Raw genomic sequence first — 13,511 nt, 5'->3', positions numbered from 1 at the left:
CAGGGGAAGCCGACATGGCAAGACGGCAATGGGCATATGCGGTTGCATTTCTGGGCTCGCTGGTCCCGTTCGGCGCAATGGCGCAGGACGAAGGCTCGCAGGAAGTCGTGGTCACCGCCTCGCGCCGCGATGCCGATGACTATTCCGCGACGATGCCCGCCGTGGGACTACGCCGAAAGGCCGACTTTGCCATCGTCGAAGTCACCGTATCGGGCGACAGCCGCGACAAGGCCCAGCGCGAGAGCGAAATCTACGACATGATCCGCAGCGCCATCGCCGCCGCGCCGGGCGCCGGCGTGCAACTGGCCTATGGCGAGCGTACGCTCCAGCCGCTCACCCCGCAGAACTACCGCGACCTGACACTGCGCAACGATTCCCGGCCCGACAGCCAACGCACCAGCTTTCTCGCGAAAGTACCGCTGACCGGCACGATCGATGCCCAGAGCGCACAGGCCGCGATCACGCGTTTCGTGAAATCGGTAAAGCCCGTCGGCCGCGCGCTGATGAGCGAGAGCGGCGACCTGACCCTCTCGATCGTCGCTCCGGACCAGTATCGCGGCCAGATCGCCGATGCCATCGCCGCCGATGCCAGGGGCATGGCGAGCCGGCTCGGCAATGGCTACGGCGTGGAAATCGAAGGTCTGCAATGCCCGGTCGAGTGGACGCGCGCCGGCCTTTCCGAAGTGCTGCTCTTCTTGCCCTACAAGCTGAAAGTCGTGCCGCTCGGCTAGGCGAGCTTCCATTCCCAGCCGAGCGGGTCGCCGTCCATCGCCTCAACGCCCTTGGCCGCAAGTTCATCGCGCAGCGCGTCGGAGCTGGCGAAGTCCTTCTCCGCACGCGCGGCCTTGCGGCGGGCCAGCACGTCCTCGATCTCGGCCTCGGTGATTTCGGCCGCCTTGGGACGAAGGCGCAGATCGGCGCGGCCGGTGCCGAACAGATCAAGCCCGAGCACGGCATCCATTCGCTCGACGACGGCCCGCTTGGCACCCGCATCGACCTTCTTGGCGGCCAGCACATCCTCGAGCGCCGTCAGCGCGACCGCGGTGTTGAGATCGTCACGAATGGCCTTCTCGAACGTTTCGAGCATCGGCGCGAGCTTGGGGTGGCCGGGATCGCCGGCTTCCACATCGCCCAGCCGCTCCACCACGATAATCATGCGCTTCAGGCGCACGAGCGCGGCGGCGAGGCCCTCCCACGAGAACTCCAGCTCCGACCGGTAATGCGCCTGCAGGCACATCATGCGGTAGCCAAGCGGGTGGTAGCCCTTGTCGATCAGCAGTTGCAGGCGCAGGAACTCGCCCGAGGACTTGCTCATCTTGCCGGAACGCTCGACGAGGAAATTGTTGTGCATCCACACCTTGGCACCCGAATTTGCGGGCACGTCGAGGCCGCAGGCATCTTCGGGCTGGCAGCAGAACGCCTGGTTCTGGGCGATCTCGTTGGGGTGGTGGATCTCGCGGTGGTCGATGCCGCCGGTGTGGATGTCGAACGGGAAGCCGAGCAGATCGCCCGACATCACCGAGCATTCGAGATGCCAGCCGGGAGCGCCCCGGCCCCAGGGGGAATCCCATTCCATCTGGCGCTTCTCGCCCTCCGGCGTCTTGCGCCAGATCGCGAAGTCGGCGGCGTTGCGCTTGCCCTCTACGGCCTCGATGCGCCCCTCCCCCTCATCGGTGACGGCACGCGCAAGGCGGCCGTAGTCGGCAACGGTGGAAACGTCGAAGTAGAGGCCGCTTTCCAGTTCGTAGCAGTGCCTTGGTGCGATCTTCTCGGCAAATGCGATCATCTGCGGAACGTAGTCCGTCGCGATCGACCACTTGGCCGGCTGCCGGATATTGAGCGCCTTGATGTCGGCCCAATAGGCCTGCGTGTAGTGCTCGGCGATGTCCCAGATGGACTGGGCTTGCGCCCTTGCCATCTTCTCCATCTTGTCCTCACCCGCATCGGCATCGTCGGTCAGGTGGCCGACGTCGGTGATGTTGATGACGTGGGTAAGCTTGTACCCCGCATGGCTGAGCGTCCGGCCGAGGATGTCCGCAAAGACATAGGCTCGCATGTTGCCGATGTGGGGGTAATTGTAGACCGTCGGCCCGCAGGTATAGACGCGCGCCTCGCCGGCGTGGACGGGCTGGAACGGCTCCAGCTGGCGGGTCAGGCTGTTGAACAGCGTCAGGCTTTGCGTCTCGGTCATGACGCAGGGCAATTAGGCAGGTGCCGGGCGCAGTCAAGCCACGCCCGGCATTCCGGTCATTCGAAACCGAGGAACTTCACCTGATCGTCCAGTGCGACGCGCGGGCGATCGAAGGTGTTCACGGCCGTATCCAGCCGCTTGCCGATGGAGAGCCCGCAGAACAGCAGGTGCGTCTCGTCCGACACGCCGATGTGGTCCTTGATGAGCCGGGCATAGAGGCCCATCCATTCCTGCGGGCAGGAATCGAGGCCCTCCTCGCGCAGCAGCAGCATGATCGTCTGCAGCCACATGCCCACGTCCGACCACTGCGGCGAACCCATGAAACGCTCGAAATAGCAGACCAGCAGCACCGGCGCGCCGAACGAGGTGACGTTCTGGTTCATGAAGGCCTGGCGCCCTGCGGCGTCGTCCCGCGCGATGCCCATGGCGCCATACATGAGACCGCCCAGTTCCTGCAGCCGCGCGGCGTGGCGGGGCGACTGCATCGGCGCGGACCAGCTGTATTCCTCAGGATCCTGCGGCTGGCTGGCCAGCATCTTGTCCTGCAGCGCCTTCAGCGGCTCACCGGTCAGCACGGTCGCTTCCCAGGGCTGGAAGTTGCAACCGGAAGGCGCCATGCGCGCCTTGTCGAGCACGCGGTGCAGCACGTCGAGGCTCACCGGCTCGTCGCTGAAGGCGCGGATAGAGCGGCGGCTGAGGACGGCGTCGGTGACGTTCATGAATTTCCCTTCGTTGGCGGCAGTTTGCAATCCGCCGCCGAACTTGGGACCGGGCGGCACATATTCAATACCGCCCGGTAGAAAAATCACTCTTCCTCGAACAGACCTGCAAGCTGCTCGATCATCGTGCCGCCAAGCTGCTCGGCATCCATGATGGTGACGGCGCGCCGGTAATAGCGCGTAACGTCATGCCCGATGCCGATGGCAACAAGCTGGACCGGGCTCTTGGCCTCGATCCATTCGATCACCCGGCGCAGGTGCGCCTCGAGATAACCCGCCGAGTTCACCGAGAGGGTCGAATCATCCACCGGCGCACCGTCCGAGATCACCATCAGGATGCGGCGATCTTCCTGGCGGGCGAGCATCCGGTTGTGCGCCCAGAGCAGCGCCTCGCCGTCGATGTTCTCTTTCAGCAGCCCTTCGCGCATCATCAGGCCGAGGTTCTTGCGCGCGCGGCGCCAGGGCTCGTCGGCCTTCTTGTAGACGATGTGGCGCAAGTCGTTGAGGCGGCCCGGATGGGCGGGACGGCCGCTGGCGAGCCATGCCTCGCGGCTCTGCCCGCCCTTCCACGCGCGGGTGGTGAAGCCGAGGATTTCCACCTTCACGCCGCAGCGTTCCAGCGTGCGCGCCAGCACGTCCGCACTGATCGCCGCTATCGAGATCGGCCGCCCGCGCATGGACCCCGAATTGTCGAGCAGCAGCGTGACGACCGTGTCCTTGAACTCGACATCGCGCTCGATCTTGTAGGACAGCGACTGGCCGGGCGAGACGACCACACGGGCCAGCCGCGCGGCATCGAGCATGCCCTCTTCCTGATCGAAGTCCCACGAGCGGTTCTGCTGCGCCATGAGGCGCCGCTGTAGGCGATTGGCCAGCCGCGTGACGACGCCCTGAAGGCCCTTGAGCTGCGCGTCGAGATAGGCGCGCAGGCGGGTCAGTTCCTCTTCGTCGCAGAGGTCCGCGGCGCCGACCACTTCGTCATAGGCCTCGGTGAAGACCTGATAGTCGAAGCTTTCCGGAATGTCGGTCCAGGGGCGGTTCGGGCGGACCGGCAGCATGCCCTCATCGCCCTCGTCGCCTTCCTGGCCCTCGTCCATGTCCGCCGGATTTTCGCCCTCGGCCTCGGCCTCCCCCTGGTCCTCGCCCCGGGAGGGTTCGGCGGCGGCTTCGGCAGGTTGCTCCTCGCGCCCGCTTTCATCGCCGGTCTCGTCTTCCTCGGTCTGCTCGTCGCCGTCCATCTCGTCGGCGTCCTCGGGCGGCAGGTCGACTTCATCGGCCTGCGTCATCTCAAGATGCGCGAGCATGTCGAGCGAGAGCTTCTGGAAGGCCTTCTGGTCCTCCAGCAATCCGGCGAGCGCGTCAAAGTCGTCGCCCGCCTTCGATTCGATCCAGCGGCGCACCATCTGCACGCCGTCCTGCGCCACGTCGGGCACGGGCTGGCCGGTCAGGCGCTCGCGCAAAAGCAGTGCCAGCGCCGTCGGCACCGGAACCTTGTCCGGCGCATCGGCGCGCGCGATCGGGTCGCTGGCGATGCGCGCTTCCAGCGAGGCGTCAAGATTGTCGCGCATACCGGCATAGGCATTGGCGCCCAGCGCTTCGTAGCGGACCATCTCCACCGCGTCGTAGCAGGCGCGCGCGGAAGGTTCGGACGGGGCGTGACGGCGGTGCAGCGCCTCGTTGTGGTGGCGCAGCCTGAGCGCAAAACTGTCGGCATAGCCACGCGCCTGCATCGCGGCGGCGCGTGGTACGGAGCGGCCCGGCATCGGGATGCGGAAGGTGCCCCCGGTCGCGCTGGGGGCATCGGCGGTCCAGTTGACCTCGACTTCGGCATCGTTGGCGATGGCGCGCGAAGCGCCGGTCAGCGCGAGCTTGAAGCGGTCGACAGGTGTTTCTTCGGACATCACCGCTCAATGACGACATCGCCGCGCAGGCGCAAGACGCTGGAATGGAAATCCGCGACACGCGGATCTTGCGGCACCGGCCCACTCCCCCATCCGACTTCCCGTCAGGATATGCTCGTGGGAGGTCGGGTGGGGGAGTGGGCCGGTGCCGCACGGGAAATGCCCGAATGGGCATTTCCCGTGCAGCCTGTCAGAGGCTCTGGCCGGTCTTGGCCCAGTCGGCCATGAAGCCTTCGATGCCCTTGTCGGTGAGGACATGCTTGACCAGGTTCTTGATGACCGCCGGCGGCATCGTCGCGACGTCGGCGCCGATGCGGGCGCATTCGAGGACGTGAACCGGGTGGCGGATCGAGGCGGCGAGGATCTCGGTCTCGAAGGCGTAGTTGTCGTAGATCAGGCGGATGTCGCGGATCAGGTCCATGCCGTCGAAGCCGTTGTCGTCATGACGGCCAACGAAAGGCGAGATGAACGAGGCGCCCGCCTTGGCGGCAAGCAGCGCCTGGTTGGCCGAGAAGCACAGGGTGACGTTGACCATGGTGCCGTCGCTGGTCAGCGCCTTGCAGGTCTTGAGGCCGTCGAAGGTGAGCGGCACCTTGATGCAGACGTTGTCGGCGATCTTGCGCAGGATTTCGGCCTCGCGCATCATGCCGGCATGGTCGAGCGCGACGACTTCGGCGCTGACCGGACCATCGGTAAGGCCGCAGATTTCCTTGGTGACTTCGATGAAGTCACGGCCGGACTTGGCAATCAGCGACGGGTTGGTGGTAACGCCGTCAAGCAGGCCGGTAGCGGCCAGCTCGGCGATTTCGGCAGTGTCGGCGGTGTCGACGAAGAACTTCATGGCGGGGTTCCTGTAATGGCATCACGCCCCTCAGGCCCACGGCCCGAGGGGCGATTCTGGCGCCCCCTATAGGCACAGAGCGCCGTGCTGGATACCCCGCCGAACGGCCGAACGATCAGGCCGCCTTGAAGGTGGCGATCAGCAGGCTGTCGCCCGTCTGTGCCGGATCCTGCCGGATGGCCGCCTCGGCCGAGCCGATCTCGTACCAGATGGCATTGTCCGCCTCGAGCGCCAGGGCATGGGCGGCATCGGTGATCGTCACCCCCTTCAGCGCGGCAATCGCCTCACCCAGCGTGGGATCACCGGCCTGCTGCATCGCCCGTTCCATCTCCGGGAGCATGGCATTGACCAGCGCCGGGCCCATCGCCTTGCGCAGCAACGTGGTTGCCGCGGTACGGCCGCCGCCGAGCACCTCGGCAGGGTCGGGAATCGGAACCTGCCGGGCCGCCTGCGCCACCAGCGGGGCGGCCACCGCCGCGCTCTTGCCGGCGATGGTGTTGAGCTGGTGCTGCAGCTTCATCCTGAAATCGGCAGAGCGCAACTTGCGCGAGCGGGTCGCACCGGTGCGGGTGAACAGCACCGGCAGCGCAATGCGCGCAACCGGGCTGGTCCAGAACCCGTCCGGCTGGACCAGCCAGGTGAAGGCACGCTCGGACGACAGCCGCATCAGGCGGCGCACCGGCTCGGCATCGCTGGTGAAAGCTCGGCGCAGGCCCGTCGTGGCGCAGCCGGAAACGGCAAAGGCCCCCAACAGCGCAAAGCCGCCCAGCAGGGCACGGCGCTCGATCATGTACCCCTGCCCTGCACCTTCATGTCCGTCCGCCAGGTCCGGCGATCCCCAATTCACCATCATCATGTCCTTCACGCGACCTTACTCCGATGCCTATATGCATTTCAGATGAAACGCATTCGAATCCTTGTCTTCAATGCCGCGCTGGGCGTGCTCGACTACCGCGTGCCCGAAGGCAGGCCCGTCGAACACGGATCCGTGGTGATCGCGCCGCTCGGCCCCCGTCAGGTTCTGGGGATCGTCTGGGAGGCGGAACGCCTGAGCGCGCAAGAAGTGCCCGAAAGCAAATTGCGTCCGATTCTGGAAGTCCTGCCGGTCCCGCCCATCCCCGAGCGGCTCCGGCGGCTGATCGAGTGGACGGCGGACTATTACTGCGCCCCGCTGGCCTCGGTGGCCCGCATGGCACTGGGGTCGATGGCGGCGCTGCGCGGCGGCGGGACCACCACCGAGTACAGGCTGACCGACATGGAACCGGCCCGCCTCACCCCGCAGCGCGCCGCAGCGCTGGATGCGCTGCAGGGCGAGCAGGCCTCGATCAAGGAACTGGCGGAGCTGGCCTCGGTTTCCGACGGCGTGCTGCGCGGCATGGTCGGCGCGGGACTGCTGGAGCCGGTCACCGTCGACCTCGACCGCCCCTATCCGCGCGCCAACCCGGAATTCGCGGTCCCGGAACTGTCGGAGGGACAGCAGGCCGCCGCGGATGTTTTCGTGGAGGCCGTCCGCACCCCCAGGTTCGCGCCGTTCCTGCTCGACGGGGTCACCGGCTCGGGCAAGACCGAAACCTACTTCGAGGCCGTGGCCGAAGCGCTGCGCCTGAATCGGCAGGTGCTGGTGCTGCTGCCGGAGATCGCGCTCACCGAGAACTTCCTTCGCCGCTTCGAACATCGCTTCGGGGTATCGCCGATCCTCTGGCACTCCTCGCTCAAGTCCAGCGAACGCCGCCGCGCGTGGCGCTCCATCGTTCTAGGGGACGCTCAGGTCGTCGTAGGGGCACGTTCTGCCCTGTTTCTGCCTTACGCCCATCTCGGCCTGATCATCGTCGATGAAGCCCACGAAATCTCGTTCAAGCAGGACGACGGCGTGCGCTACAACGCCCGCGACGTGGCGGTCATGCGCGCCAAATTCGAGGCTTTTCCGGTCATCCTCGCCAGCGCCACGCCGGCGCTGGAGACGATGCAACTGGCCGAGGCCGGGGTCTACAGAAAGATCGACCTCCCCGCCCGCTTCGGCGGCGCGCAATTGCCCGACATCCAGATCGTCGACTTGCGCAAGGAAGCGCCGGAACGCGGCAAATGGCTCGCCCCCCGGCTAGTCGAGGAAATGAAGGCGCGCCTCGAACGCGGCGAGCAATCGCTGCTGTTCCTCAACCGCCGCGGCTATGCGCCGCTGACGCTGTGCCGCCACTGCGGCTACCGCTTCCAATGCCCGAACTGCACGGCCTGGCTGGTGGAGCACCGCTTCTCCCAGCGCCTGGCCTGCCATCACTGCGGCCACGAAGTGCCGGTGCCCGAGGCCTGCCCCGAATGCGGCACCGGCGACTGCCTGGTCGCCTGCGGCCCCGGCGTCGAGCGCATTGCCGACGAAGTCGCGGAAATCTTGCCCGAAGCGCGCGTGGCGCTGGTGACTTCGGACACCATGAACACCGCCGAAGCCATGAACGAATTCGTCGCCAAGGCGGAAAACAAGGCGATCGACGTGATCGTCGGCACCCAGCTGGTCACCAAGGGATACCACTTCCCCGAACTGACACTGGTGGGCGTGGTCGATGCCGATCTCGGCCTTGAAGGCGGAGACTTGCGCGCGGCGGAACGCACCTATCAGCAAGTCGCCCAGGTCGCCGGGCGCGCCGGGCGCGGCGAAAAGCCCGGCGAAGTGCTGATCCAGACGCGCCATCCGGAAGCCTCGGTCATCGCGGCGCTGGCGGCCGGAGACCGCGATGCCTTCTACGCCGCCGAAATCGAGGCGCGGCGCGATGCCAATGCCCCGCCGTTCGGGCGCTGGGCCGCGATCATCGTCTCTTCCGAGGATCAGGCCGAGGCCAAGGCCGCCGCCCGCACCATCGGCGGCACCGCACCCAACCTGCCCGACATGCTGGTGCTGGGCCCTGCCCCCGCGCCGCTGTCGCTGCTGCGCGGGCGCCACCGTTTTCGCTTGTTGATCAACGCAAAGCGCTCAGCCGAACTGCAGCGGGTGCTGCGCGAATGGCTGGAGCCGCTCCAGTTCCCGCGCGGCGTGCGCGTGCACATCGACGTCGACCCCTACAGCTTCGTCTGAGCCTTCTCACGACGCAGCAGTTCGCGCTTGATCGCCTCGCCATAGGCATAACCGCCGATCGATCCGTCGGAGCGGATCACGCGGTGGCAAGGGATCAGCACGGCCACGTTGTTGGCGCCATTGGCCGACCCCGCAGCCCGAACCGCGCCGGGCCTGCCGACGGCAGCGGCAATCTGCGCGTAAGTCCGCGTCTCCCCGGGAGGAATGCGCTGCAACTCGTGCCAGACCGCCTGCTGGAACGCGGTGCCCTGCACGTCGAGCGGGATCGCGCGCGATTGCCCCGGCTGCTCGACGGCCGCAACGACATCCCTTGCGATCCGCGCGAAGTCCTCGCCGCCTTCGACCAGGTCGGCCTTGGGGAAGCGCTCGGCCAATTCCTCGCGTCCCTCACCGAACGACAACCGGCAAACGCCCTTGGCGGTGGCGGCAACCAGCATCGCCCCCAGCGTGGTCGGCACCACAGACCAGTGGATCACCACCCCGGCTCCGCCGCCACGCCAAGCCGAAGGCACCATGCCCATCCGCCCGTCGCTCCCCTCGTAAAACCGGGACGCGGCACCAAAACCGGCTTCGTAGATCGCCTCGGTCACGCTGGCACCATTGCTCAGCGCCTCACCCGCGCGATCGAAGCGCCGCGCACGGGCATATGCGGCGGGCGAAAGCCCCACCGCCCGCTTGAACACACGCTGGAAATGCGTGGGGCTATAACCGACCGCATCCGCCAGTTCGGAAAGCCCCGGCGCGACGCCGTCCACCGCGTCCAGTATCTTCAGCGCGCGATTCACCGCCTCATCGTCGCGGGAAACTTCATTGGGCCTGCATCGCAGGCAGGCCCGCAGCCCGGCGAGTTCTGCCTCACCGGCCTCCTCAAAGAAGCGCACGTTCTCCCGCTTGGGATGGCGCGCCGAACAGGACGGGCGGCAGTAAATGCCGGTGGAGAGAACCCCGGTAACGAAACGCCCGTCGAAGGACTTGTCCCGCGCCATTACGGCCTGCCAGGCCCGCTCCTCATCGACGGGAGCGTGATCGGCTTGGGCGGTCGTCGGGGTCACAGGCCATCTCCCTCTCGTTCGATCCGGGCCGCGAAACAGCCATAGGCGGCGTTGTGAGCATGAATGCAGGCCACACGCGGTTCGGCAAAGAGCGCAGCGATTCCCGCCTCCACCTCTCCCGACCCGGCCAGCAGCGCCCGCACCATCATGCCCTCATCATCAAATCCGCGCAGGGACATCGTCCGGCCGGCGAACACCGGCGGCAGCCGATCGATCCACGGCTCGGGTGCCGACACCCCCTCGCGAACATATATCGCATGTGCGGTTCGATAGGGATTCGCCACATCGTGGCTCGTGAAATTGATCAGCAGAACCCGCTCACCTTGCCGCGCGTCTTCAAGGCTGGCGCGGCACGGAAAGCCGGGATGCGCATCGGCGACGACCATTCGTGCGCCGGAACGTCTCAGTTCCGCGTCACTCATGAAGAAATAGGGGGCGAAATCACCTGCCTCCAGGCCAACGATTCGAAAAGACACTGCCACACTCCTGCCACGCTTCACCCGAAGTTCTGCAGCACCCACGCCGCCCCCGCTTCCCGCACCTTGCTTTCAAACCGCTTTTTTGGGCATTGTCCCCAGGTGGCCACCCGCACCTTGCATAGTAACACTATCGTCGCTATGCGCGCCCCGTCTGCGGGCCGGGGGGCACGTTATATTCGTGTACCCAAGTGCCTCAGCCCACCCGATGTAAGGATAGGACACGCGTGGAGAATTCCGGCGGCATCAAAGCCAGCTTGCAAGGGCGCTACGCTTCGGCGCTGTTTGACCTTGCCAGCGAGAACGGCGTCGTAACGAGCGTCGAGGGCGACCTCGAGCGTATCGGCGCTGCGATCAAGGAAAACGGCGACCTCGCCGACCTGATTCGCAATCCCGAAATCAGCCGCAAGGCGGCCGGTGCGGCCATGGAGGCTGTGGCCGACGTGCTTGGCCTGGCACCCCTGACGAAGAATTTCGTCGGCGTGCTGGCGGCCAATCGCCGTCTTTCCGCGCTGCCCGAGATCATTCGTGCCTTCGCCGCGATCGCCGCTGCCCAGCGCGGCGAGGCGACTGCCGAAGTCACCACCGCGCACCCGCTCAACGACGCTCAGGTCGAAGAGCTGCGCCAGAAGCTGGAACTGCGCGAGGGCCGCAAGATCAGCGTGAAGACCAGCGTTGACGCCGATCTGCTCGGCGGCCTGGTCGTCACCATCGGCTCCAAGCGCATCGACAGCTCGATCCGCACCCGTCTCAATTCGCTCGCCCAGGCCATGAAGGGCTAAGAAAGGCACCACAATGGACATCCGCGCCGCAGAAATCTCGAAGGTCATCAAGGACCAGATCGCCAATTTCGGCACCGAAGCCCAGGTTTCGGAAGTCGGTTCCGTGCTCTCGGTGGGTGACGGCATTGCCCGCATCCACGGCCTCGACAAGGTCCAGGCCGGCGAAATGGTCGAATTCGCCAACGGTGTGCAGGGCATGGCCCTGAACCTCGAAGCCGACAACGTCGGCGTCGTGATCTTCGGCTCGGACGCCGAGATCAAGGAAGGCGACAGCGTCAAGCGCACCAACACCATCGTCGACGTTCCCGTCGGCAAGGGCCTGCTCGGCCGCGTGGTGGACGCTCTCGGCAACCCGATCGACGGCAAGGGCCCGATCGTGGCTGAAAAGCGCGCGCGCGTCGAAGCCAAGGCTCCCGGCATCATCCCGCGCAAGTCGGTGCACGAACCCGTGCAGACCGGCCTCAAGGCGATCGACGCCCTCGTCCCCGTCGGCCGTGGCCAGCGCGAGCTGATCATCGGTGACCGCCAGACCGGCAAGACCGCCGTCGCCATCGACACCTTCATCAACCAGAAGGAAGCGAACGCGGGCGACGACGAGTCCAAGAAGCTCTACTGCATCTACGTCGCCGTCGGCCAGAAGCGCTCGACCGTGGCGCAGATCGTCCGTCAACTCGAAGAAAACGGCGCGATGGAATACTCCATCGTCATCGCCGCAACCGCTTCGGAGCCCGCTCCGCTGCAGTACCTCGCGCCCTACACCGGCGCCGCGATGGGCGAATTCTTCCGCGACAACGCGATGCACGCCGTGATCGTGTACGACGACCTTTCGAAGCAGGCCGTCGCCTACCGCCAGATGTCGCTGCTGCTGCGTCGTCCTCCGGGCCGCGAAGCTTATCCCGGCGACGTGTTCTATCTCCACAGCCGCCTGCTTGAGCGCGCCGCGAAGATGAACGACGAGAACGGCAACGGCTCGCTCACCGCGCTGCCGATCATCGAAACCCAGGCGGGTGACGTCTCGGCCTACATTCCGACCAACGTGATCTCGATCACCGACGGCCAGATCTTCCTTGAAACCGGCCTGTTCTACCAGGGCATCCGTCCGGCCATCAACGTCGGCCTCTCGGTGTCGCGCGTCGGCGGTTCGGCCCAGACCAAGGCGATGAAGAAGGTTGCCGGCTCGATCAAGCTGGAGCTGGCGCAGTACCGCGAAATGGCGGCCTTCGCCCAGTTCGGTTCGGACCTCGACGCCTCGACCCAGAAGCTCCTCAACCGCGGTGCGCGCCTGACCGAACTGCTCAAGCAGAAGCAGTTCTCGCCGCTGAAGTTCGAAGAGCAGACCGTGTCGATCTTTGCCGGCACCAACGGCTACCTCGACGGCCTGCCGGTTTCGAAGGTCACCGAGTATGAAGCCGAAATGCTTGACTTCATGCACGAAAAGCACGCCGACGTTCTCGAACTGATCCGTTCGACCAAGGACTTCGGCGACGAAGCCAAGGCGAAGACCAAGGCTGCGCTCGACGCGTTCGCCAAGCAGTTCGCCTGAGATTGACCTGATCCTCCGTTCCGGTTGCCCGTAAAGGCGGCCGGAGCGGAAAACGGAGAGAAACGAGTGGCTTCGCTCAAGGAACTCAAAGGCCGCATCAACTCGGTCAAGTCGACCCAGAAGATCACCAAGGCCAAGCAGATGGTCGCCGCGGCCAAGCTGCGCAAGGCGCAGGCCGCCGCGGAGTCCGCGCGTCCCTACGCTGCGCGTCTCGCCGAGGTGATGGGCTCGCTCGCCAGCAAGATCACGGTCAGCGAGAACAGCCCCAAGCTGCTCGCCGGCACCGGTAGCGACAAGGTGCATCTGCTCGTCGTCGCCAACTCGGACAAGGGTCTGTGCGGCGCGTTCAACTCGAACATCGTCAAGGCCGCTCGCGTCAAGGCGCGTGAGCTGGAAGCACAGGGCAAGACCGTCCTGTTCTACCTCGTCGGCCGCAAGGGTCGCGCCGCGCTGCGCCGCGAATTCCCCAAGCAGATCGCGCACATGTTCGACACCACCGACGTGCGTGACCCCGGCTTCAACGAAGCCGAGCGCATCGCCGACGAACTGGTGGCCATGTATGAGGCCGGCAAGTTCGACGTCGCGCACCTGTTCTATTCGAAGTTCCGTTCGGCACTTCTGCAGGAGCCGACCGACCAGCAGATCATCCCGGTTCCCGCCCCCAAGGCGGTCGTGTCCGGCGATGCCGTGACCGAATACGAGCCGGAAGAGGAAGAAATCCTCGCCGCGCTGCTGCCGCGCTACCTGCGTACGCAGATCTTCGGTGCACTGCTGGAGAACGCCGCTTCCGAACAGGGCGCGTCGATGACCGCGATGGACAACGCCACGCGCAACGCCGGCGACCTGATCCAGAAGCTGACGATCCAGTACAACCGCAGCCGCCAGGCCGCGATCACCACCGAACTCATCGAAATTATCGCGGGCGCGGAAGCGCTCTAAGAC

12 protein-coding genes are annotated in these 13,511 nt (G+C 66.0%); 5 read left to right on the top strand and 7 right to left on the bottom strand.

The features are described from left to right. Positions 1-14: 14 nt before the first annotated feature. Entirely contained in the window at positions 15-731 is a 717-nt protein-coding gene (locus tag DM450_RS06150) for a TonB-dependent receptor (RefSeq protein ID WP_142633336.1), read from the top strand. Here DM450_RS06150 and cysS read toward each other — a convergent pair. The 5 genes from cysS to DM450_RS06125 form a co-directional block, all read right to left on the bottom strand. After that, complete coding sequence (cysS, locus tag DM450_RS06145) at positions 728-2,191, bottom strand: cysteine--tRNA ligase (RefSeq protein WP_142633334.1); 1,464 nt, start codon at positions 2,189-2,191, stop codon at positions 728-730. The genes DM450_RS06150 and cysS overlap by 4 nt on opposite strands. Positions 2,192-2,247: 56 nt before the next feature. Then, positions 2,248-2,910 carry a nitroreductase gene (locus DM450_RS06140; protein WP_142633332.1) on the bottom strand — a complete coding sequence of 221 codons (663 nt, stop codon included), beginning with the start codon at positions 2,908-2,910 and terminating at the stop codon, positions 2,248-2,250. 86 nt (positions 2,911-2,996) lie between these two features. Then, positions 2,997-4,811, bottom strand: coding sequence for a cobaltochelatase subunit CobT (gene cobT / locus DM450_RS06135; RefSeq protein WP_142633330.1), 1,815 nt, complete (start codon positions 4,809-4,811; stop codon positions 2,997-2,999). Positions 4,812-5,001: 190 nt separating this feature from the next. After that, positions 5,002-5,652, bottom strand: a complete 651-nt coding sequence (fsa, locus tag DM450_RS06130) for a fructose-6-phosphate aldolase (protein ID WP_142633328.1) — start codon at positions 5,650-5,652, stop codon at positions 5,002-5,004. 115 nt (positions 5,653-5,767) lie between these two features. Then, entirely contained in the window at positions 5,768-6,508 is a 741-nt protein-coding gene (locus DM450_RS06125; RefSeq protein ID WP_260610386.1) for a DUF4197 domain-containing protein, read from the bottom strand. Positions 6,509-6,550: 42 nt separating this feature from the next. Between DM450_RS06125 and DM450_RS06120 the strand changes: the two genes are divergently transcribed. Further along, positions 6,551-8,716, top strand: coding sequence for a primosomal protein N' (locus tag DM450_RS06120; protein ID WP_142633325.1), 2,166 nt, complete (start codon positions 6,551-6,553; stop codon positions 8,714-8,716). On the opposite strand, the gene DM450_RS06115 is transcribed toward DM450_RS06120, so the two are convergent. Further along, positions 8,701-9,768: a bifunctional transcriptional activator/DNA repair enzyme AdaA gene (locus DM450_RS06115; protein WP_260610240.1), complete on the bottom strand. Its 1,068-nt coding sequence runs from the start codon at positions 9,766-9,768 to the stop codon at positions 8,701-8,703. The genes DM450_RS06120 and DM450_RS06115 overlap by 16 nt on opposite strands. Next, positions 9,765-10,244, bottom strand: coding sequence for a DUF1203 domain-containing protein (locus tag DM450_RS06110; protein ID WP_260610239.1), 480 nt, complete (start codon positions 10,242-10,244; stop codon positions 9,765-9,767). The genes DM450_RS06115 and DM450_RS06110 overlap by 4 nt, the downstream gene beginning before the upstream one ends. A gap of 227 nt (positions 10,245-10,471) precedes the next feature. Here DM450_RS06110 and DM450_RS06105 point away from each other — a divergent pair, with 227 nt between their 5' ends. The 3 genes from DM450_RS06105 (at position 10,472) to DM450_RS06095 (ending at position 13,508) form a co-directional block, all read left to right on the top strand. Further along, the gene (locus DM450_RS06105; protein WP_142633323.1) at positions 10,472-11,026 is read left to right on the top strand and encodes a F0F1 ATP synthase subunit delta; all 555 of its coding nucleotides are present in this window, start codon (positions 10,472-10,474) and stop codon (positions 11,024-11,026) included. Between the two features lie 13 nt (positions 11,027-11,039). Further along, on the top strand, positions 11,040-12,569 hold the full coding sequence (gene atpA, locus DM450_RS06100; protein WP_142633321.1) for a F0F1 ATP synthase subunit alpha: 1,530 nt from the start codon (positions 11,040-11,042) through the stop codon (positions 12,567-12,569). Positions 12,570-12,635: 66 nt separating this feature from the next. After that, positions 12,636-13,508 carry a F0F1 ATP synthase subunit gamma gene (locus DM450_RS06095; protein WP_142633319.1) on the top strand — a complete coding sequence of 291 codons (873 nt, stop codon included), beginning with the start codon at positions 12,636-12,638 and terminating at the stop codon, positions 13,506-13,508. The last annotated feature ends 3 nt before the right edge of the window (positions 13,509-13,511 follow it).

Origin of the sequence: Sphingomonas sp. IC081, assembly GCF_006874585.1 — a bacterium.
Taxonomy (GTDB): Bacteria; Pseudomonadota; Alphaproteobacteria; order Sphingomonadales; family Sphingomonadaceae; genus Novosphingobium.
This window is presented reverse-complemented; position numbering and strand designations above follow the sequence as displayed.

Excerpts from the sequence above, each read along its gene's own strand:
- DM450_RS06150 (WP_142633336.1), top strand. The coding sequence starts at position 15 with ATGGCAAGACGGCAATGGGCATATGCGGTTGCATTTCTGGGCTCGCTG.
- atpA (WP_142633321.1), top strand. The coding sequence starts at position 11,040 with ATGGACATCCGCGCCGCAGAAATCTCGAAGGTCATCAAGGACCAGATC.
- DM450_RS06125 (WP_260610386.1), bottom strand. The coding sequence starts at position 6,508 with ATGATGATGGTGAATTGGGGATCGCCGGACCTGGCGGACGGACATGAA.
- cysS (WP_142633334.1), bottom strand. The coding sequence starts at position 2,191 with ATGACCGAGACGCAAAGCCTGACGCTGTTCAACAGCCTGACCCGCCAG.
- DM450_RS06120 (WP_142633325.1), top strand. The coding sequence starts at position 6,551 with ATGAAACGCATTCGAATCCTTGTCTTCAATGCCGCGCTGGGCGTGCTC.
- DM450_RS06140 (WP_142633332.1), bottom strand. The coding sequence starts at position 2,910 with ATGAACGTCACCGACGCCGTCCTCAGCCGCCGCTCTATCCGCGCCTTC.
- fsa (WP_142633328.1), bottom strand. The coding sequence starts at position 5,652 with ATGAAGTTCTTCGTCGACACCGCCGACACTGCCGAAATCGCCGAGCTG.
- cobT (WP_142633330.1), bottom strand. The coding sequence starts at position 4,811 with ATGTCCGAAGAAACACCTGTCGACCGCTTCAAGCTCGCGCTGACCGGC.